This is a genomic window from Mycobacterium sp. 852002-53434_SCH5985345, from assembly GCF_001667155.1.
GTDB lineage: Bacteria > Actinomycetota > Actinomycetes > Mycobacteriales > Mycobacteriaceae > Mycobacterium.
Map to the genome: position 1 here is coordinate 100,876 of NZ_LZIE01000092.1, position 20,404 is coordinate 121,279.

Sequence of the window (20,404 nt, forward strand, 5' to 3'; positions counted from 1 at the left end):
GACCGATGACGACGTTCGCGCACGCGGGTGCGCGCACCAGTAGCCTGCTGATCCCCGAGACGCCCGACCTGGGCCGCATGCGCCGCGAGACCGGGACTCGGCTGCGCTCGGCGATGGCCGAACGCGGCGTCGATGCACTGATACTGCTGGGCAACAGCGCGGTGGTCTATGCCACCGGAACCAGCTGGCCGCTCGGTGATGCAGGCTTGTCCTATGTGGAGCGGCCGGTGGCCGTGGTGCTCGCCGGGGATGAGTGGCCGCATTTGTTCCTGCCCTTCCGCGAGGGCGCCGCGTCGGAGTCGGATCTGCCCGCCGACCATCTGCACGGACCGGTGTATCTCGAATTCGACGAGGGCGTCGAGGATTTCGCGCGACTGCTGGCCGAGTTGATTCCGGCGCAGGCGGTGATCGCGGTCGATGAGTGCACCGGTGCCATGTCGCGCGCCGCGAAGTCGTTGTTCCGCGGCGGTGCGCCCATCGATGCCGCGGCCATCGTCAGCGCCGCGAAGGCGGTGAAGACGCCGGACGAATTGTCCTGCATGCGCACCGCCATCCGGATCACCGACGAGGCGATGGTCGAGGTCCAGAAGCGGCTCGCGCCAGGTGTTCGCCAGATCGACCTATCCGCAAGCTTTTTGCGGCGCGCCTTCGAGTTGGGTGCCACGGCCAGCATGCTGGAGCCGATCTGGCAGGTGATGCCGCCGAGCAAGGCCGATGGCGTATGGACCACACATGGCGACCTCGCGCTGCCCCTGCTGAGTACCGAGCGCGAACTGGCCGAAGGCGACGTGCTGTGGACCGACGTCAGCATCACCTACCACGGTTACTGTTCGGACTTCGGACGCACGTGGATCGTCGGCCGGGACCCGTCACCCCGCCAGCAGGCGCAGTTCGACAAATGGTTCGCGATCATGTCCGCCGTGCTGGGTGTCGCCAAGGCCGGCGCCACGGCGGCGGATCTGGGCCGGGCCGCCATCAACGCCAACGGCGGTAGCAAGCCATGGCTCCCGCACTTCTACCTGGGCCACGGCATCGGCGTGAACGCGGCCGAAATGCCCATGATCGGAACCGATCTCGGCCAGGAATTCGACGAGAATTTCGTCCTGCAACCCGGCATGGTGCTGGTCTTGGAGCCCGTGGTGTGGGAAGACGGCACCGGCGGTTACCGCAGCGAAGAGGTCCTGGTAATCACCGAGGAGGGCTGGATCCGATTGACCGACTACCCCTATGACCCCTATGGCTCCCATGTCAGTTGAAGTTTGCCCCGACGACCGCGCGCTGCGCACGGGACGCCGCCGGCGTGTGCTGGATCAGATGGCGGCGCACGACCTCGACGTGCTGGTCCTCGGCCGCCAAGCCAACGTCCGCTACGTCACCGGAGCACCACAGTTGTGGGTCGCCGGGACCCGGCCGTTCGGCCCCGCGTGTGTGCTGGTGCGTGAGACGGGGGCGATCCATCTCCTCAGCACCTGGGATGAGGGCATCCCCGACGAGATTCCACATGAGAACCTGTACGGCATCTCGTGGAACCCGACGAACACCATGTCGGCGCTGCGGCGCATCGACGGCGCATCCACCGCCCGGCGTGTTGGAACCGACGCGATATCACCGATTTTCGCACAACTGCTGCCGACGGCGTTTCCCAATGCAGAGCTCGTGGACGGCGAGCTGGCGATGCGGGCCGCCCGGCGTATCAAGACGGCCGAAGAAGTGGTTGCGTTGCGGGAGGCGATCTCGGTCGCCCAATCGGGTTTGGCCGCCGCCGTTTCCGAACTACGGCCCGGGGTAACGGAGCAGGCGCTGGCCGGTGTCCTGCTGGAGGCCGTCGCGGCCGGCGGGGTGAGTACCCCGTCGAACCAGGATGTTGCGTGGGTGACGTCCCCCGATCATCCGTGGCGGCGGGCGACCGGTGACGGCCGGGTCAAGGTCGGCGACCTGGTGGCGTTTTCGGCCGGTGTGCTGGCCGGTGGGTACACCGGCGAGGTTGGGCGCACGTGGCCGGTGGGCGCCGTGCGCGGCGCGGCCACCCTGTATCGACGCTGGGACAGCCTGTGGGGCAGGCTGCTGGCCGCATGCCGCCCGGGCGCCGCCGCGAACGAATTGCTGGGTGCTTACCAGGCCGCCGGGGAGGCGCCGCCGCCGATGCCGGTGGCCCGCGGGCTGGGCATGGGCTTTGATCCGCCCGTGATCTCGACGCACCTGCCGGTGACCGCGACCGGGGAACGGTTGGATCCGGGCATGGTGCTGGCCGTGACGGGCTACGTATGGGAACAGGGAATCGGTGCGGTCTTCGGACGGGAAGCCGTATTGATCACCGCCGAGGGCTCCGAGGTGCTGACCGACAGTCCTGCTTGGCGCGAATAGCCATGGCCGGCAAGCCTAAACCTCCAGCGGAGGAGATCGTCAGGTACGACAAGGACGCCGAGACCCGCATCGCCACCATTACGTTCGATCGGCCGGGCCAACTCAATGCACCCACGATCGCCGCCAGGCTGCGCTACGCCGACCTGTTACACCGCGCCTCGATCGACGACGAGGTCAAGGTGTTGGTGGTCCGCGGAGCCGGCGACGATCTCGGCTCGGGTGCGGACCTGATCGAGGAAATGGCGGCGCAGAACTCCGCCGACCAGCAGCACCGGCTCGCCGAGTATCGGATCGGCGACGACGACGTCAGCTTTCCGCCCGAGGGTTCGTTTCGGCGGGGTGCCACCCTGGGCCAGTGGTACGCCAACCCGAACTCGGGGATAAGGGGCCTGCAGGACTTCAAGAAGATCAGCATCCTCGAGGCTAAGGGCTACTGCTACGGCTGGCATTTCTACCAAGCGGCCGACGCGGACCTGGTGATCTCCAGCGACGACGCGCTCTTTGGGCATCCCTCCTTCCGGTATTACGGCTGGGGTCCGCGAATGTGGTGGTGGGCGCAGACGATGGGGATCCGAAAGTTCCAGGAAATGGTGTTCACCGGACGGGCTTTCACCGCCGCGGAGATGTACGACTGCAACTTCCTCAACAGCGTGGTCCCCAGAGCAGAGCTGGAAGCGGAGGTGGAGAAGTACGCGCTGGCCTGCGCGCGCAATCGCCCAACCGACACGGTGTTCATGCAGAAGGTCTTCTTCGAGATCATGAAACAGTTTCAGGGCGAGTACATGGGCAGCATGCTCAGCGGATTCTTCGAGTCGGTGGGCAGTGCGGTCCGACCCGACGGCGACGACTTCATGCTCGGTGATGCCATCGATCGGGGTCTTGGCGGAGCGGTGAAAGACAACGACGACAAGTTCCCCCAGGAATGGCGCCTAAGCAAGAAGGGACGCAAGAGCGGGGCCGCCAAGAATGGAAAGCGGAAGCGGTAGTGACGGAGTCCGCCATCGAGCCACCGCTGGCCGGCTGTACCGTGGTCGAGCTATCCACCGGAATCGCGGGCGCCTACTGCACCAAGTTGCTGGCCGACGGTGGAGCAGACGTCGTCAAAATCGAGCCGCCCGAAGGCGATCCACTGCGTTCTTGGTCCGCCTCTGGCGCCGTCATACCACCCGGCGGCGACGGGGCGTTGTTTGGCTTTCTGGCCGGGTCGAAGCGCAGCGTCGTTGTGGATCCACGGCTCGACGTCGACGTCGAGCTGGTCGACAGGCTGCTGGCAGCCGCGGATGCGGTGGTGTGGTCCGTCGGCTCGAGAGTCGCTGAGCGCCCCGAGTTCGCGCCCGCGGTCATGCACCGCCGCCATCCGCACCTCACCGTCATGTCGATCACGCCATTCGGCCTGGAGGGGCCCTGGAACGACAGGGCGGCCACCGAATTCACGTTGCAGGCGTGGTCGGGCGGGATCATCGGCCTCGGACGTGGCGAGGCGGACCGCGCACCGGTATTCGTGGGAGGGCAAGTCGGTGAGTATCTGGCCGGGGCCTACGCGAGCGCGGCCATGCTCGCTTCGCGACACGGCCGAAGCGGCGATGAACCGGGGGAACTTCTCGACCTGTCCATGCTGGAAACGCAGATCCTTTCTCTCACCTACTATCCCGTCACCTATTTCGAGATGCTCGGGCGGCCCTGGCGGGATGCGCGCCGCGTCACCGTACCGGGTGTGGCGCGCGCCAAGGACGGACTGGTGGACGTCGGATGCGGGACCGCGCAGCAGTGGTTCGACTTGTGCGCGATGGTCGGCCACCCCGAATGGATCGACGAGGACTCATCACTGACGATCACCGAGCGGGCCAACCTCAATGCCGACGCAATCTACGCGTGGTTCGAAAGCAACACGGTCGACGAGATACGCGAACTCGCAACCGCCTTCCGAATCCCCAACGCCCCGGTTGCCAACGGTGCCAACGTCGCATCGCTCGACCAGTTCCGCGAGCGCGGTTCGTTTGTCGAGAACCCGGGCGGCCGGTTCCAGCAGCCGGGCCATCCCTACCGGATGACGCCCGCGCGGCTTCGCCGGCCGCAACCGGCACCGCAGCTGGGCGAGCACACGGCGCAGTACCGGACCGCAGAATTGATACCCCGGCCCACGCCCACCGAAGACGGGAATCGACTGCCCCTGAGTGGGATTCGTGTGCTGGACATGACGACGTTCTGGGCCGGCCCCTGTTGCACCCACTTTCTGGCGATGCTTGGTGCGGAAGTCATCCACGTGGAATCGACCCGCCGTCCGGACGGGACCCGGCTGATCGCGGGCGTGCCCGCCAGCGAGAACCAGTGGTGGGAGAAGTCGCCGATCTTCGCGGCGCTGAACACCAACAAGAAGGGCCTCACGCTGGACTTGCAGAGCCCGCGCGGCCGAGATCTCCTGCGCCGTCTCATCGCGACCTGCGACGTGATAGTGGAGAACTTCACGCCACGCGTGCTCGACCAGATGGGCCTGGATTTCACTGCGGTCCAATCGATTAAGCGCGACGTCGTGATGGTGCGGATGCCCGGCTTCGGACTGGAGGGCCCGTGGCGCGACAACCCGGCATTCGCGTATGTCATCGAGGCCGCGTCCGGATTGACGTGGCTGACCGGATACGCCGACCGCACACCGTACGACCCATACTCGATCGGTGACCCGAACGCGGGCATGCATGCCGTGAATGCGTTGCTGCTGGCGCTGGAGCACCGGCGCCGCAGCGGCGAGGGTGTGTTCGTCGAAGCGGCGATGGTGGACGCCGCGCTCAGCATCGCCGCGGAGCAGGTCATCGAATATTCCGCGTACGGGTCAGTGCTGGAACGCGCGGGCAACCGGGGACCGACGGCGGTGCCGCAAAACCTCTACCGCAGCAACGACATCGACGAGTTCGGCCGGCCCGACAGCTGGGTCGCGGTCGCGGTAAGCACCGACGAACAGTGGAAGGGGTTGTGCGCCGCTATCGGGTCACCCCCATGGGCAAGGGATCCCAAGCTGGCCAGCGCACGGGGTCGGAAAGAGCATGAGGACGCCATCGACGAACGGTTGGCCGCGTGGTGTGCGCGACGCAGCCGCGACGAGATTGTCGCTACTCTCTGGAACGCCGGCGTTCCGGTGGCCAAGGTCATGCAACCGCACCGCCAAACAGAACTGGATCAGCTGGCGTTTCGTGGCTTCTTCGAGGAGGTCGACCACCCGGTCAACGGCCCGGCTAGGCTCAGCACCGTGCCGATGAGGCTGTCCGCAGGGCCGTCGAAGTTCCACACCCAGCACGCGCCGCTGCTGGGGCAGCACAACCATGAATTGCTGGCCGGGCTGGGGTTGGACGGCTCGGAAATCGCTGACTTGGAAGCCGACGGCGTTATCGGTTGCGCACCGGTGATGTGACCGACGATGGCAATTGATCCCTCGGACATCATGCTCACCGGCCGCGTGGCGGTGGTCACCGGCGGGGGAGCGGGCATCGGTCGCGGCGTCGCGGCCGGTCTCGCCGCCTTCGGCGCGACAGTGGCGATCTGGGAGCGCGACCCGCAAACCTGCGCTCAGGCCGCGGAATCCATTGGCGCCCTGGGCATCGTGACCGATGTCCGGGACAGCGGCCAGGTGGACGACGCGCTGCGGCGCACGAACGCCGAACTCGGCGCTCCGACGATCCTGGTCAACAACGCCGGAGGGGTGTTTTCGTCACCGCTGCTGGAAACCAGTGAGAACGGTTGGGATGCGCTCTACCGGGCCAACCTGCGCCACGTGCTGCTGTGCACCCAGCGCATCGCGAGGCAGCTGGTGTCGGCGGGCGCCGGCGGCAGCATCGTCTCGGTGACATCGATCGAGGGCGTGCGCGCCGCACCCGGCTACGCCGCGTACGCGGCGGCCAAGGCGGGCGTCATCAACTACACCCAGACCGCGGCGCTCGAACTGGCGCCGCACGGCATCCGGGTCAACGCGATCGCGCCCGACATCACGCTCACCGAGGGGCTGGCGCAGCTCGGCGGCGAGGTGGCGCTGACCCGAATCGGCGATGTGGTGCCGCTGGGACGCCCGGGCCACGTCGACGAAATCGCCAGCGTCGCAGTTTTTCTCGCATCCAACATGTCGGCCTACCTGACCGGGCAGACTTTGCACGTCGACGGCGGCACCCACGCGGCGAGCGGCTGGTATCACGACCCGAAAACGGGCGAGTACCGGCTCGGCCCGTCCGGCTAGTGGTTCCACCCCTCGCCGGCCTGATCGGAGAAGGTGCGGTCGATGCGTTCGAACCTGCGGCGGATCGACGCGCGGGCGGCTTCGTGCGGAAGCACGTACAGACGGTTGGCCAGGATCGCATCCGCCGTCAACCGGGCGACGTCCTCGACGCCGACGCCCTCGTCCTGCGTCGGTAGCGTCCCGTCCGCCGCCTTCGGCGATGACGACAGCCCGTAGTCCGCCCCGCGGATCCGTTCCGAGTTCGAGAGCAGCTTGGTCTCCACCACCATCGGGCACAACACCGAAACGCCGATGCCGTTGTCCTTGACCTCGCGGGCCAGCGTCTCCGCCAGGCCGACCACACCGTACTTGGCGACGCCGTAGGCCCCGAGACCCGCGTTGGGAACCAGGCCGGCGAAGGACGCGGTGAACGCGAGGTGTCCGCCCGTGCCCTGTTCGAGCAGCCGCGGCAGGAACGCCTCGACGGCGTGGATGTTGCCCCACAGGTCGATATCGATGACCCAGCGCCAGTCGTCGTGGGTCATCTGCGCGATCGGACCCGCGACCACGATGCCGGCATTGCTGAAGACGACGTCGACGCGGCCGAGCAGGCGGAAGGATTCTTTCGCCAGGTGAACCATTTCGTGGAGATGCCGGACGTCGCATACCACGCCGTGCGCGTCGAATCCCTGGGCGCGCAGGTGGTTTACCGCCTGCTCGAGGCCCGGCTGATCGACGTCGGAGAGCACCACGCGGGCGCCGCGGCGGGCGAATTCGGTGGCGGTGGCCAAGCCGATACCGCTCGCACCGCCCGTGACGACCGCCCCACGACCTTCAAATCCGGCAATTCCATTCACGGACCGGATGCTACTTAAGGCAGCTACCCGCATCTATGGGCAGGGTCACGCCGGTGATGTAGCGCGACTCGTCCGAGGCGAAGAACAGCACGGCGTTGCTGACATCGATCGGCTCCACCCATGGAATCGGCATGGTGTGAAACAGCTGACAGATCGGCGCCATGTCGTCGGGACCGGGATTCTCCAGGTCCGGGCGGAACATCTTGAAGGTGCCCTCGTTGTGCAGCATCGGTGTCTTGACATGGGTGGGATGTACCGAGTTGACCCGAATCATGTGCTGCCCCAGCTCAACCCCGAAGGCACGCATCAACCCGACGACACCGTGTTTGGCGGCGACATAATGGCCGGTGTGGGGGTAGGCCTTCAGGCCGCCGACCGAGCTGGTCAGGATGATGGAACCGCCCCGGCCGCCCGACAGGAGATGCGGCACGGCGGCTTTCACGGTTTTCCACACCCCGGCGAGATTGATGTCGATCATCTCGGTCCAGTCTTCTTCGCTGGTTTTGTCCAGGGTGTCGCCGCCGTTACCGATCCCGGCGTTGGCCACGATGATGTCGAGCCGGCCGAGTTGTTCGACGCCGCTGTCCACGGCGGATTTCAGCGCCGCGTAGTCGCGCACGTCGACCTCGGCGGTGACGATCCTCCGGTTGTGGCCCTTGACCAGGTCGGCCGTCTCGGCAAGATCCTCGGGCGTCGAGGCCGGGATCGCGGTGTCCGTCACTCCCTCGCGGATGGGCTTGCAGATGTCGATGGCGATGATGTCGGCGCCCTCTTGTGCCAACCGCACCGCGTGGCTGCGGCCCTGACCGCGTGCCGCTCCGGTGACGAAAGCGACTTTGCCCTCAACACGTCCGGTCATGGCTACCTCAACTCCTGACTAGTGATCGCATGCCTCAGCGTGAACAGCCGTTGCCGCATGCCCCGGCTTGCGCATCTCGCCGCCTTTGCACTTTGTCACCACCCGCTCGTGAGTGTCAACGACGAATCCGTTTTGGCTATTTGTGATTCTAAATATTAGAGAATCTGATTCTCATCAGCAAATGACGTGCGGTATTTGATCAGGTCCAGCAGGGGTGACGGCGCAGCGGGGTTCGCGCTAGCCGACGAAGCCGCGTGAGCAGAAATCCCATACCTCTTCGCTGGTAATGGGATGGATGGTCGCATCGTCGGAGCCGCCGCTGGATTGCGCGATGAACATCACGGTCTGCATGGTCATCGCAGCCATCCGCTTCGCATTGACGCCCGCGCGCAATTTGCCGGCGTCATAAGCCGCTTCCATCAACTCGGTGAGCAAAGCCAACAGGGGCGCATGCGCCACCTTGACCTCAGCGGGATGGGTCACCAGCAACCGTGGCGCAAAGTCGGTGAACAGCGGTCGCTGGGCGGTCGGATCCGGACGGGAGGCCTCATACAGGAGTTGCACGGCCACCTTCAGCCGCTCCAGCGGATCGGCCTGGCTTTCCGTGGCCGCGCGAATCTGGTCGGCGGACCGGCTCAGGGCGTCTTCGAACAGCGCCAACAGCAGCTCGTGCTTGCCGTCGAACTGCAGGTAGAAGCTGCGTAGCGACTGACGGGAGCGGTCGACGACCTCCTGCACGGTAAAGTCCGTGGAGCCCTTTTCGATGATGATGGCCTGCGCCGCGTCGAGGAAGCGCTGAACGCGTTGCGCGGCTCGCAATTTCGCCGTCTTGATCGACCTCTCGACGGCGCGCTGCTTCCAGGCCGGCTCCTCGCTTGGGCTGGTCACGGCCGGCTCAGCTGATTGCCGCGAGGGGAGAACATGATTGGACTGTACCGGAGAACGCCGTGACATCGCTGCGCTCGACCCCCTCACGGATCATGTGTCGGAGATTGTAACTTCCTCGCCATGAGAATACTATTCTCTTAGACGTGTGTTTGGAAGCGTAATCATAAGAGCGAACCGCGCGGTCGGCGGAAATCGTGATCTACCGACACCCGGCGGTGCTCACGACCGTCCCGGGGAGTCGCGTGCAGCTCACCTTTGACGCCGACGTCGAGGCGTTCCGTTCCGAATTCATCGCCTTCCTGGACGCGCACCTGCCCACCGGGGCCGAGGCGTTCGAGCGGCCACGCTCCAGTTCGCACGTGCCGCAATGGGCCCGACGCTGGCAGCGGCTGTTGTTCGACAGCGGATGGCTGCTTCCCGGCAACCCGCCCGAGTTCGGCGGACGCAACGCCACGCTGTTGCAGCAATACGTTTACTTGGAGGAGCTGGGGAGGCGGCGCATCTATCAAAGCTTCAATCCGCAAGGCGTGGGCATCATCGCGGCCTCGTTGCTGACCTTCGGCACACCCGAACAGAAGCAAGGTTGGGCGGTGCCGATTTTGCGGGCCGAGATCACCGCGGCCCTGGGAATGAGCGAACCTGGAGCGGGCTCGGACCTCGCGTCGCTGAAAACGCGTGCGGTGCTTGACGGTGATCACTTCGTGGTCAACGGGCAGAAGGTGTGGACGTCGGGCGCCCACGATGCCGACGTGCTGCTGACCTTTGTGCGCACCGATCCAAAGGCGCCGAAACACAAGGGCATTAGCGTGTTGCTGATCCCGACCGATACACCGGGCGTGGTGCGACGCCCGTTCGCGTCCATGTGCGACAGCGACGAAGTCGACTTCAACGAGGTGTTCTTCACCGACGCGCGGGTGCCGGCCGAGAATCTGGTGGGCGAGCTCAACGGGGGGTGGCGGGTGGCCACCGGCTCGCTGGGGCACGAACGCGTCATGCTCTGGATGGGATACGTCGATCTGTTGCACGAATTGAGCATCGATTTCCGCCCGTCGAGCGCGCTGGAGCGAGAGCGCTACGCCACCGTGGTGATGGACGCCCACGCGCTGCGGCTCCTGGGGTCCGCGGCGTTATCGCGGGCCGCGCGCGGTGAAGAGGACGTACCGGCCCAATCGGTGCTCAAGCTGCTGGGATCCGAAGCCCTGCAACGGGCGTCCGAGGATGCGCTGGACGCCGCGCGCGCGGACGGGTTGGTGTACCGGGCGGTGACCGCTCCGTTCGCCCCGCTGAACCTCGACAGTCATTACCGCAGCTGGTTCGATCGATACGCGCGCAGCTTCGCCGCGACAATTGCGGGCGGCACGTCGGAGATTCAGCGGAACATCATCGCCGAGCGCGTGCTGGGGTTGCCCCGGAACTAGCGGGCGTCCCGCCACGCGTAGTACCCGATTACGACGAGCCCGGCCGCGATCGATACGGCCCCTAATGCCATGCCCGCCAGCGCGATTCGCGGATTGTTCGCTTCGCCTCGCTGCACGCGTCTGCGCGCGATATCGCCCGTGATCACCGCCGCAATGCCGAAGGGCACCCCGATCAGCATCCAGCACGTCAGGAGCGCGACCAGGCCCACGAGCAGCGCAGCGACACCCATCTCGTTTCGTGGTTGCTCGGGTTGACTCATCGCGTCCCATCCTCCTGGCGGCCAGACGGAGTCTACGCGCCGGCTTTCCGGTCCTCCGGCGGCGAGCGTGGCGGCGGGGCCGTGGACCGGCTAGAGCTCGGCGAGCCGCGGCGCAAACCGCTTATCTACCAATGTTTTTCCGGCCACCCGAGTGAGCTCCTGTGCGTTGCCCAGCAGTCCGTCCAGGATCAGCGACCGTTTGACGTGGTGATGTAGTGGGTGCTCGGCTGTGAAGCCGATCCCGCCGAGTACCTGCTGACAGTGGCGGGCGGCGGTGAGCGCGGCCTGGCCGGCGGCGGCCTTCGCCAGCTGGGCGCCCAGGCCGTCGTGATCATTTGATTGCGCGGCGACGTGCAGCGTCGCCTCGGCGCCCTCGATCGCTACGAGCGTCTCGGCCAGCCGGTGGCGGATCGCCTGGAACGAGCTGATGTGCCGCCCGAACTGGACGCGGTCGAGGGCGTGCTGGCGCGCCAGCGCGAGCATGGCCCGGCTGGCGCCGACCAGCCACCAGCCCAGGGCCCGCCGCCCCGCATGCAGCGCGGCCGGTGGCAAAGAACTCCCTTGTGGCACCCGGTGTATCGGCAGCGACTCGTCGACCGCCGACTTCGCGCCCGCATCGCCGCGCTCCCATATCACCCAGGAGCCACCGGCGAACGGTAGCGGCAGGGTGTCCCCCGGCGCGGCCCCGCTCTCGCATAAGATTACGTCGTTGAGCACCGGCGCGTGCGCGCCCGTCTCACCAAGCAGGCGGAACACCAGAGGCACGGCAACGTCCGGTATTTCGTCCAGCATGTCGCGCCAGCCCAGGTCGGCCAGCGCTACGTCGAGCTTAACCCCCGATGCGGCCGTCATCGTCGTCCGCAGCGAACCTTCGAGCAGTCGCAGCGACTCAGGATCCGTCGACTCCACGGTTCACTCCTTCCCGAGGTCGAGTAGCCGCCGAGCGATGATGTTGCGCTGGATTTCCGCGGTTCCGCCGTAGATGGTCGCCGCGCGCGAGTACAGGTATTCCGCGCGCCACGGCGTGTCGTCCAGCTCGAGCGCCCCGGGCAGCAGGTCCCGGACGGTGTCGTAGAGTCGCTGCTCTGCGCCGGCGAGCAGCACCTTGTCGATGGACGTGTCGGCTCCCAGTCGGGCCCCGTCGCGCAGCCGATGCTGGGTGTCGCGGGATCGGCAGCGCAGCGTGTGAAGAGCCAGATAGGCTGCGCCAAGCTCAGATTCGTTCGGCTCGCCGACGTCGGACGCCTGCGCGATGAGTTCGTCGAAGCGGGAGTACAGGTACGCGATCCGCTGCCAGAAGCAGGTGGACCGTTCGTAGGGGAGCAGGTCCATGGCGAGCCGCCAGCCGTCTCCCGGCCGGCCGAGCATCCGGCTCCCCGGGATCACCACGTCCTCGTAATAGACCTCGCAGAATTCGTCGACCCCATGCATCGTCCGGAGCGGCCGGATGGTGATGCCCGGGGTGTCGAGGTCGACGAAGAAGGCGGTGATCCCGTCGTGTCCGGGTGCGGTGCGGGTGAGCAGGACGCAGCGCGTCGAGAACTGCGCGAAGCTGGTCCAGACCTTCTGCCCGTTGACGATCCAGTTCTCGCCTTGCTGCGTTGCGCGGGTGGTCAACGACGCCAGGTCGCTGCCTGACCCCGGCTCGGAAAAGCCTTGACACCATTGCTCTTCGCCGCTCAGCAGCCGCGGCACCATTTCGGCGGCAAGCTCTGGGGCCGCGTAATCGATCATCGTGGGTGCGAGCACCTCGAGCATCGAATAGGGTCCGGGTTCGGCGAGGCGGCGACCGACCACCTCTTCGCCGACGATCGCGCGCAGCACGGCGGGACCACCCAATCCACCGACCTCGGTGGGCCAGCCGTAGCGCATCCAATCGGCGTCGTAGAGTGCGCGGCTGACCCGGGCGAACTGCCGCATATGGCCCTGCAGTGAGGGGTCGGGGCCTGGGGTCAGGTCATTGTCGTCGAGCCACGAGCGCAGACCGGCCCGGAACTCCTCGACATTCACGGCGTGGGACGGCCGACGGCGTGCGGGCGCCCGGAGTCGTGCACGCCGCTGCGGCGAATGAACGTCATGGCGCGGGTTTTCAGCCGCCAGCCGTCGGTGGTCCGGGAGTAGGTGTCGCGGTAGTAGCCGATCCGCATGTCGTGGGTGGCGCCGTCGATGAAGCACAACGGCTGGGTGCCGCTCGCCGAATCGCCGTCGATGTTCTCGATCAAGGCAGTTCCGGTGAGGAACAACCCCTTTGGAGCCGCGGCCACCAATTCTGGGAATCTGTCCAACTTGTACGTGGACCCGAACGCGCTGTATGTCCCGTCCGGGGTGAAGACGCCGATCAGCCCGTCGATGTCTTCCTGGGTGATGGTCACCGCGTAGCGGGCGAGCAGCTGCTGGATCTCGACCAGGTCGTCAGTTCGGGTTGGCTGATTTGTCGACATAGATCTTGCCGCCTTTCATGACAAAGCTCACCTGCTGGGTAACGGTTATGTCTTCCAAGGGGTTTCCCGGCACCGCGATGATGTCGGCAAGCTGCCCGGCTGCGATCCGCCCGCGGTCCGTCGAGTTGATCAGCTCGGCCGCGGTCACCGTCGCCGCCCGCAAAACCGCCAGCGGCGGCAGGCCCCAGTTGACGAGGGTGACCAGCTCGTCGGCGTTGCGTCCGTGCGGGATCGCGGGCGCGTCGGTGCCGACGGCGATCTTCACGCCGGCCTGGTAGGCGGCCAGGATCGAAGTCCTGGCCTTCGGGAACATCTCGGCCGCCTTGGCCTGCAGCTCTGGCGGAGCGTGCGAGACGTCCATCGCATCGCCATCGGCCAGGCGCCGGGTGCTCACCAGAAAGGTGCCGTGCTCGACCAGCGACGCGATCGCTTCGTCGTCGATCAGGAAGCCATGCTCGATGCAGTCGATGCCGGCCGCAACGGCATGCTTGACCGCTTCGGCGCCGTGCGTGTGCGCCGCGACGCGCAGCCCACGTCGGTGGGCCTCATCGACGATCGCGCACAGCTCCTCATCCGAATAGTGTTGCGCGCCAGGCGGACCGGTCAGTGACATCACCCCGCCCGAACAGCAGACCTTGATCAGCTCGGCGCCATGTTTGATCTGGTAGCGCACCGCCTTGCGGATCTCGTCGATGCCGTTGGCGATCCCTTCTTCGACGGTCAGCTCGAGGGCGTGGGGCGCGAACGCCGCGAACATCGTCGGGTCCAGGTGGCCGCCGGTCGGCGTGATGGCATGCCCGGCCGGCACCACGCGCGGACCGTCGATCCAGCCGGCATCAATGGCCTTGCCCAGCGCGACGTCCAACAGGTAGCCGCCGGTCTTGACGAACAGGCCGAGGTTGCGCACGGTGGTGAATCCGGCGCGCAACGTGCGCCGCGCATTGCCGACCGCGCGCAGCACCCGCGTCGGCGGATCGTCCTGAACCTGGGACAGGCCGGGTTTCTCCCCGCGGCCGCCCATCAGCAGGTTGACCTCCATGTCCATCAGCCCGGGCAGCAGGATCTGGTCGCCGAGATCGATGACCGAGTCTTCTGGGCCCGGGGGACCTGAGCCCCCGACGCCGACGATCCGGTCACCCTCGATCTGCACAACGCCGGGGGACACGATCTCGCCGGCGTCGACGTCGAGCAGCCCGGCCGCCTTGAGGGTCAACACCGGTTAAATCACCGGTTCCCGGATGCACTCCACCCAGGCCGCGCCGCTGTCGGGCACCCGGGCCTGTTTCCACGCCTCGATCGGAAACGACACCATCACGAGCGACTGCATGATGTGCATGAGAGTCCTCGCGTCGTCGGGCAGATCGTCCAGCGGGTATTTGTCGCAGTACTCGATGGCATCGTTGAGGCGCGGGAACGCGACGTCGTAGAACGCCTGCATCTCGGCCATCGTAGAGGCCAGCCGCTTGGCGTAGCGCTCCGGCTCGGTGGCCAGGTCCCAATCCAAATACGGCTGCAGGTCCGCGAATTCAGACGGTAACGCCATTGTTCTGGTACTCCTTCACGTAATCACCGGTCGTCTTGTGCAGATGGCGGATCAAGACCTCCTGATCGCACAGCAAGAATTCCTTGACGGCCCGGGTGCCGATCATGGTCTGGGTCGCCTCCAGCGTGTTGGCGTCTTGTAGCGCGTACTCCTTGAAGGTTACGGCGGCCAACTCCTGGGCCAGGCGTTCGCGCGCGTTGCGCGGCGGGACGAAGTACAGCGTGCACTCGAAGATGTGCTTGTCGACGGCGGTCGGCCAGTAGTGGTAGGTCAGGAACCAGCCCGGCTCCCAGATCAACAACATGAAGTTGGGGTAGAAGAGCCATGAGTCGATGCCCCACTGCGGCACCCGCTTCACGTTGACACCCGGCGGCAGCTCCAGCTTCTCGATGATCTCCGGCTTATCCCAGGGACCGAACAAACCGCTGCGCAACACCTGGTCCATCGGCTTGACCATGGACATGTCCGGGGGCGGCGCCTGACCGCCCCAGGTCGACTGCAGACTGTGCGGGCCGGCCACCTCGTAGTGCAGCGCTTCATACCCGAACTTCTGGATCTTGGCGGCTTCTTCCTTGGTGTACTGCCCCTGGTGCAGGATCGGCGCGTGGTAGAACTCGACGAACGCGTCGATGAACAGTTTCCAGTTGCTGCCGACCTCGGCCCGGTAGGAGTAGGTCTCCGTCATCTCGCCGAAGGGGTAGCCCTCGATGCTCTTGGCCAGCGGCCCGAGGTAGTCGATCAGCGGCGCCGCGTTGTCGTCGAAGTTGATGAAGATGAAGCCTTCCCACACCTCGCAGCGGACGGGCGCCAGGCCGAATTTGCTCTTGTCGAGGTCGAAGAACTCTTCTTCCTGTTGGACGAACGTGAGGTCACCGTCGAGGCTGTATCGCCAGGCGTGGTACTTGCAGGTGAACTGCCGGCAGGTGCCGGAGGTCTCCTCGGTGGGAAAATCGTTCCACACCAACTTGTTTCCGCGGTGGCGGCAGACGTTGTGGTACGCCTTGACCGCCCCGTCCTTGGTCTTGGTGATGATCACCGACGTGCCCTTGCCGGCCGCCGGCAGTTCTCTGGTGAAGTAGCTGCCGGTACGCGGCAGTCGCTCGACCCGGCCGACGTTGAGCCAGGTCTTCCTGAAGACGGCTTCGCGCTCGGCTTCGAAGAAGGCCGGATCGATCGAGTCGGTGTAATCGACTGGCGCCGTGCCGAGGTCGGGGTAATTTTCAGTCCAGCTGCCTGCGGCCGGCTTGGGGAAGTGGGGCACCTTATCTACCTCTCTTGATGGTCCTGATCGGCGTTCTCGAGCTGTACGCCAAAAGTGTTGAAGGCCATGGCCAGCAGGGCATAGCAGCCGACCGTGAAGACGAAATCCATCCGCTGCTGATCGTTGAGGCGCTCGCCGAGCGCGGCCCAGGTCTCGTCGGACAGCTGTGATTTCGCCTCGAGCTCATCGACGCCGGCGATCACCGCGCGATCAAACTCGTCCGCGGACTCGCTTCGTTCCACCGCGGCGATCTCGTCGTCGGTGATTCCCGCGTCCTTGGCCATGCGGACGTGGTGAGACCACTCGTAGGCGCATTCGCGACGATGTGCGACCCGCAGGATGGCCAGTTCTCGGATGCGCACCGGCAGCGTGGACGAGGTCAAGAGGTGAACGTTGAACCGCAGAAATGCCTTGGCCAGCGCCGGGTGGTGGGCGAGGGTGCTGAGCGCATTGTTGGTCTCCGCGCCACGCATTGCCGAGAGTGCCTTCTGGGTAACCTCGTCCCACTGATCAGCCGGCAGCGGCGGCAACCGCATCGGCGCTCTCCTCTCGCTCTCCTCCGGGCCACCTCTCGGCCAAGGAGAATCATATTCTCATTTCTAACCAATAGAGTTGCACGAAACGCTCGGCCGGTCAATGCCGGCCGGCGGGGCCGCGCCCGGCACCGGCGCCGTGCGCCCGCCCGGCCAACGAAACAGCCGCCTGCCAGCAAGAACGTCGTCGGCGATGCCGGAGTCCTGCGCAACGCGGGCAGTCGCCGCAGCGCATAGTCGCTCGGACGCGGGCAAATTACGGGCACGCTCCGGCGTTTGTCAGCCGATGAACACCGGCCGCGGCGTCCGCTGGATGTTGATTCTCGCTTGGCGAGAAGATAGTTTTCATTTTAGTGATCTTGGCACGGGACAGCGATTCGCCGAGGCTGCGTGGGAGCGGAATCGAATAGACGAACCCGACGGAAGGGCAACGGCCATGAACAAAGAAGACATGATCCTGATCAGCGTCGACGACCACACCGTCGAGCCGCCCGACATGTTCAAGAACCACCTGTCGAAGAAGTACCAGGACGACGCGCCGCGGCTGGTGCACAACGCAGACGGCTCGGACATGTGGAAGTTCCGCGACACGGTCATCCCGAACGTGGCATTGAACGCGGTCGCCGGACGGCCGAAGGAGGAGTACGGCATCGAGCCGACTGGGCTCGACGAGATCCGGCCGGGTTGTTACAACGTCGACGAGCGCGTCAAGGACATGAACGCCGGCGGCATCCTGGCCTCGATCTGCTTCCCCTCCTTCCCGGGCTTCGCCGGGCGGCTGTTCGCCACCGACGACCATGATTTCTCGATCGCGCTGGTGCAGGCATACAACGACTGGCACATCGACGAGTGGTGCGGCGCCTACCCGGCGCGCTTCATCCCGATGGCGATCCCGGTGATCTGGGATGCGGAGGCGTGTGCCGCCGAGGTGCGCCGGGTGTCGAAAAAGGGCGTGCATGCGCTGACCTTCACCGAAAACCCGGCCGCGATGGGCTATCCCAGCTTCCACGACGAGTACTGGAACCCGCTGTGGAAAGCCTTGGTGGACACCGACACCGTGATGAACGTGCACATCGGTTCCTCGGGCCGGCTGGCGATCACCGCGCCGGATGCGCCGATGGACGTGATGATCACACTGCAGCCGATGAACATCGTGCAGGCCGCCGCGGACCTGCTCTGGTCGCGGCCGATCAAGGAATACCCGGACCTGAAGGTCGCGTTGTCCGAGGGCGGAACAGGCTGGATTCCCTACTTCCTCGAGCGTGCGGACCGGACCTTCGAGATGCACTCCGCATGGACGCACCAGGACTTCAAAGGCAAGCTGCCCAGCGAGGTCTTCCGTGAGCACTTCCTGACCTGCTTCATCAGCGACAAGGTCGGCGTGGCGCTGCGCAATATGATCGGCATCGACAACATCTGCTGGGAAGCCGACTACCCGCACAGCGACTCGATGTGGCCGGGCGCGCCGGAAGAGCTATGGGATGTGTTGTCCCTCAACGACGTTCCGGACGACGAAATCAACAAGATGACACATGAGAACGCCATGCGCTGGTACTCGTTCGACCCGTTCACCCACATCTCGCGCGAACAGGCGACGGTCGGTGCGCTACGCAAGGCCGCCGAGGGGCACGACGTGTCCATCAAGGCGCAGGGCCACGAAAAGGACGGCCGGGGCGGCTCGTCCTTCGCGGACTTCGCGGCGAACGCGAAGGCCCTTTCCGGCAACAAGGACTGAGGGTCCCCCGGTCCCGCGAGCAGACGCAAACTCGCATGACTCCGGTCGCGATTATGCGTGTTTGCGTCTGCTCGCGCTGAAAGAGGAGGCGGCGCAATGTCCAGCGTCGGAATGAATTTTGAGCTGACTGACGATCAGGAGCTGATCCGCCGGTCGGTCGCCGAGTTGGCGCGCAAGTTCGACGACCAGTACTGGATGGAAAAAGACCAGGCGCACGAATTTCCGACCGAGTTCTACGACGCCATCGCTCAGGGTGGCTGGCTGGGCATGACGATTCCCCCGGAGTACGGCGGCCACGGCCTCGGAATCACCGAAGCCACCATCCTGCTCGAGGAGGTCGCCAAATCCGGCGGCGCCATGAACGCCGCCAGCTCGATCCATTTGTCCATCTTCGGCATGCAACCGGTGGTGGTGCACGGCTCCGACGAACTCAAGGCGCGCACGCTGCCCAAGGTCGCGACCGGCGAAGTGCACGTCTGCTTCGGCGTGACCGAACCTGGCGCCGGACTGGACACGTCGCGAATCACCACCTTCGCCAAGCGCGACGGCGATCGCTACATCGTCAACGGCCGGAAGGTGTGGATCTCCAAAGCGATGGAGTCCGACAAGATCCTGCTGCTGACGCGTACCCAGTCATATGAGGAAGTCACCAAGAAGACCGACGGGATGACGTTGTTCATCACCGACCTCGACCGCAGCAGGGTCGACATCCGCCCCATCCGCAAGATGGGCCGCAACGCCGTCAGCTCCAACGAATTGTTCATCGACAATCTCGAGGTGCCCGTCGAGGACCGAATCGGCGAGGAAGGCAAGGGCTTTCAGTACATTCTGGACGGCCTGAATCCGGAGCGGATGCTGATCGCCGCCGAGGCGCTCGGCATCGGCCGGGTGGCGCTGGACAAGGCGGTGAAATACGGCAACGAGCGTGAGGTGTTCGGCCGGCCCATCGGCATGAACCAGGGCCTGCAGTTCCCGCTCGCCGACTCGCTGGCACGCCTGGACGCCGCCGAGCTGATGTTGCGCAAGGCCACCTGGTTGTATGACAACGGCAAACCCTGTGGGCGCGAGGCGAATACGGCGAAATACCTGTGCGCCGATGCTGGCTTCACCGCCGCGGACCGGGCGTTGCAAACGCATGGTGGTATGGGATACGCGGAGGAATACCACATCGCGCGCTACTTCCGCGAGGCCCGGCTGATGAAGATCGCGCCCGTCAGCCAGGAGATGATCCTGAACTTCCTGGGATCCAACGTTCTGAAGTTGCCGAGGAGCTATTGACCGCGCCCGGCGACCCCGTGCTGCTGTCGGAAGACCGCGCCGGAGTACGCACCCTGACCCTCAACCGTCCGCGCCGTAAGAACGCGATCAACCCCGAACTCTGGGTTGCGTTGCGCGACGCGCTGCACGCCGCCGGTCACGACCGCGGCGTGCGCGCGCTCGTGCTCGCCGGCTCCGGCGGCAGCTTCTGCTCCGGTGCCGACATTTCGGTCCCCGACGACATTCATCCGAATTACAAGCTGCAGCGGCTGACTGACGTCGCGCTGGAGCTGCACGAGCTTGCGATACCGACGATCGCCAAGGTGGCCGGAGTGGCCGTCGGGGCGGGCTGGAACCTCGCGCTGGGATGCGACTTCGTCGTCGCCACGCCGGAATCGACGTTCTGCCAGATCTTCTCCAAGCGGGGTCTGTCGATTGACCTCGGTGGTTCCTGGTTGTTGCCCAAACTCGTTGGCCTGCAACAGGCGAAGCGGCTCGCGCTGCTCGCCGAGACGATTGACGCCGGGGAGGCGTACGCGCTGAACCTGGTGACGTGGGTGGTGTCGGCGGCGGAGATCGACTCCTTCGTCGACGATCTCGCCGACCGGCTGGCGGCCGGTCCGCCGATCGCCCTCGCCCACACCAAGGCTCTGCTGAACGAGGGAGCCGACAGCACCTTGCGCGACGCGCTGGCCAACGAGGCCCGCGCTCAGGTGGGCAATTTCGCGACGGCGGACGCGGCCGCGGCGTATGCCGCTTTCGCGGAGCGGCGGGAGCCGTCGTTTACTGG

General features: G+C 65.8%; 20 protein-coding genes. 9 read left to right on the forward strand and 11 right to left on the reverse strand.

What is annotated here, in order from left to right:
- Positions 1 to 5: 5 nt before the first annotated feature.
- From A5756_RS23490 to A5756_RS23510, 5 genes are read left to right on the forward strand one after another with little or no spacing between them, the layout of a single operon-like run.
- Entirely contained in the window at positions 6 to 1,256 is a 1,251-nt protein-coding gene (locus tag A5756_RS23490) for a Xaa-Pro peptidase family protein (protein ID WP_066958015.1), read from the forward strand.
- On the forward strand, positions 1,246 to 2,364 hold the full coding sequence (locus A5756_RS23495; protein ID WP_066958017.1) for a Xaa-Pro peptidase family protein: 1,119 nt from the start codon (positions 1,246 to 1,248) through the stop codon (positions 2,362 to 2,364). Before A5756_RS23490 ends, A5756_RS23495 begins: the two co-directional genes overlap by 11 nt.
- Positions 2,365 to 2,366: 2 nt before the next feature.
- Positions 2,367 to 3,350 (forward strand): enoyl-CoA hydratase/isomerase family protein, encoded by a 984-nt coding sequence (locus tag A5756_RS23500; protein ID WP_066958019.1) that lies wholly within the window; start codon positions 2,367 to 2,369, stop codon positions 3,348 to 3,350.
- Complete coding sequence (locus tag A5756_RS23505) at positions 3,350 to 5,767, forward strand: CaiB/BaiF CoA-transferase family protein (RefSeq protein ID WP_066958021.1); 2,418 nt, start codon at positions 3,350 to 3,352, stop codon at positions 5,765 to 5,767. Before A5756_RS23500 ends, A5756_RS23505 begins: the two co-directional genes overlap by 1 nt.
- Before the next feature lie 6 nt (positions 5,768 to 5,773).
- Positions 5,774 to 6,583, forward strand: coding sequence for an SDR family NAD(P)-dependent oxidoreductase (locus A5756_RS23510; protein WP_066958023.1), 810 nt, complete (start codon positions 5,774 to 5,776; stop codon positions 6,581 to 6,583).
- Here the strand turns inward: A5756_RS23510 and A5756_RS23515 are convergent.
- From A5756_RS23515 to A5756_RS23525, 3 genes are all read right to left on the reverse strand, one after another.
- Positions 6,580 to 7,410, reverse strand: coding sequence for an SDR family NAD(P)-dependent oxidoreductase (locus A5756_RS23515; RefSeq protein WP_156659786.1), 831 nt, complete (start codon positions 7,408 to 7,410; stop codon positions 6,580 to 6,582). The genes A5756_RS23510 and A5756_RS23515 overlap by 4 nt on opposite strands.
- A 19-nt stretch (positions 7,411 to 7,429) precedes the next feature.
- Positions 7,430 to 8,278, reverse strand: a complete 849-nt coding sequence (locus tag A5756_RS23520; protein ID WP_066958030.1) for a mycofactocin-coupled SDR family oxidoreductase — start codon at positions 8,276 to 8,278, stop codon at positions 7,430 to 7,432.
- A 237-nt stretch (positions 8,279 to 8,515) separates the two neighbouring features.
- A complete protein-coding gene (locus tag A5756_RS23525) occupies positions 8,516 to 9,166 on the reverse strand; it encodes a TetR/AcrR family transcriptional regulator (protein WP_066958032.1) in 651 nt (216 codons plus the stop codon).
- A gap of 242 nt (positions 9,167 to 9,408) precedes the next feature.
- Here A5756_RS23525 and A5756_RS23530 point away from each other — a divergent pair, with 242 nt between their 5' ends.
- Positions 9,409 to 10,584: an acyl-CoA dehydrogenase family protein gene (locus A5756_RS23530; RefSeq protein ID WP_066958076.1), complete on the forward strand. Its 1,176-nt coding sequence runs from the start codon at positions 9,409 to 9,411 to the stop codon at positions 10,582 to 10,584.
- Here the strand turns inward: A5756_RS23530 and A5756_RS23535 are convergent.
- The 8 genes from A5756_RS23535 to A5756_RS23570 all read right to left on the reverse strand — a co-directional run bounded on the left by A5756_RS23535 (position 10,581) and on the right by A5756_RS23570 (position 16,625).
- Positions 10,581 to 10,844 carry a DUF4190 domain-containing protein gene (locus A5756_RS23535; protein ID WP_066958034.1) on the reverse strand — a complete coding sequence of 88 codons (264 nt, stop codon included), beginning with the start codon at positions 10,842 to 10,844 and terminating at the stop codon, positions 10,581 to 10,583. The two genes, A5756_RS23530 and A5756_RS23535, sit on opposite strands and share 4 nt — an antisense overlap.
- A 90-nt stretch (positions 10,845 to 10,934) precedes the next feature.
- Positions 10,935 to 11,696: an acyl-CoA dehydrogenase family protein gene (locus A5756_RS23540; RefSeq protein WP_082960081.1), complete on the reverse strand. Its 762-nt coding sequence runs from the start codon at positions 11,694 to 11,696 to the stop codon at positions 10,935 to 10,937.
- Between the two features lie 60 nt (positions 11,697 to 11,756).
- Positions 11,757 to 12,854, reverse strand: coding sequence for an acyl-CoA dehydrogenase family protein (locus tag A5756_RS23545; protein ID WP_066958038.1), 1,098 nt, complete (start codon positions 12,852 to 12,854; stop codon positions 11,757 to 11,759).
- Positions 12,851 to 13,285, reverse strand: coding sequence for a nuclear transport factor 2 family protein (locus tag A5756_RS23550; RefSeq protein WP_066958040.1), 435 nt, complete (start codon positions 13,283 to 13,285; stop codon positions 12,851 to 12,853). Before A5756_RS23550 ends, A5756_RS23545 begins: the two co-directional genes overlap by 4 nt.
- On the reverse strand, positions 13,257 to 14,501 hold the full coding sequence (locus tag A5756_RS23555) for an amidohydrolase family protein (RefSeq protein ID WP_066958042.1): 1,245 nt from the start codon (positions 14,499 to 14,501) through the stop codon (positions 13,257 to 13,259). The genes A5756_RS23550 and A5756_RS23555 overlap by 29 nt, the downstream gene beginning before the upstream one ends.
- Positions 14,502 to 14,504: 3 nt before the next feature.
- Positions 14,505 to 14,828 (reverse strand): hypothetical protein, encoded by a 324-nt coding sequence (locus A5756_RS23560; RefSeq protein ID WP_066958044.1) that lies wholly within the window; start codon positions 14,826 to 14,828, stop codon positions 14,505 to 14,507.
- A complete protein-coding gene (locus A5756_RS23565; protein WP_066958046.1) occupies positions 14,812 to 16,089 on the reverse strand; it encodes an aromatic ring-hydroxylating dioxygenase subunit alpha in 1,278 nt (425 codons plus the stop codon). The genes A5756_RS23560 and A5756_RS23565 overlap by 17 nt, the downstream gene beginning before the upstream one ends.
- A 5-nt stretch (positions 16,090 to 16,094) precedes the next feature.
- Positions 16,095 to 16,625: a carboxymuconolactone decarboxylase family protein gene (locus tag A5756_RS23570; protein WP_066958048.1), complete on the reverse strand. Its 531-nt coding sequence runs from the start codon at positions 16,623 to 16,625 to the stop codon at positions 16,095 to 16,097.
- Positions 16,626 to 17,058: 433 nt separating this feature from the next.
- On the opposite strand from A5756_RS23570, the gene A5756_RS23575 reads away from it, so the two are divergent.
- From A5756_RS23575 to A5756_RS23585, 3 genes are all read left to right on the forward strand, one after another.
- Entirely contained in the window at positions 17,059 to 18,357 is a 1,299-nt protein-coding gene (locus tag A5756_RS23575) for an amidohydrolase family protein (protein WP_066958050.1), read from the forward strand.
- 111 nt (positions 18,358 to 18,468) lie between these two features.
- Entirely contained in the window at positions 18,469 to 19,635 is a 1,167-nt protein-coding gene (locus tag A5756_RS23580) for an acyl-CoA dehydrogenase family protein (RefSeq protein ID WP_066958080.1), read from the forward strand.
- On the forward strand, positions 19,632 to 20,404 hold a 773-nt coding region (locus tag A5756_RS23585), incomplete at its 3' end, for an enoyl-CoA hydratase/isomerase family protein (protein WP_066958082.1). The genes A5756_RS23580 and A5756_RS23585, both read left to right, overlap by 4 nt.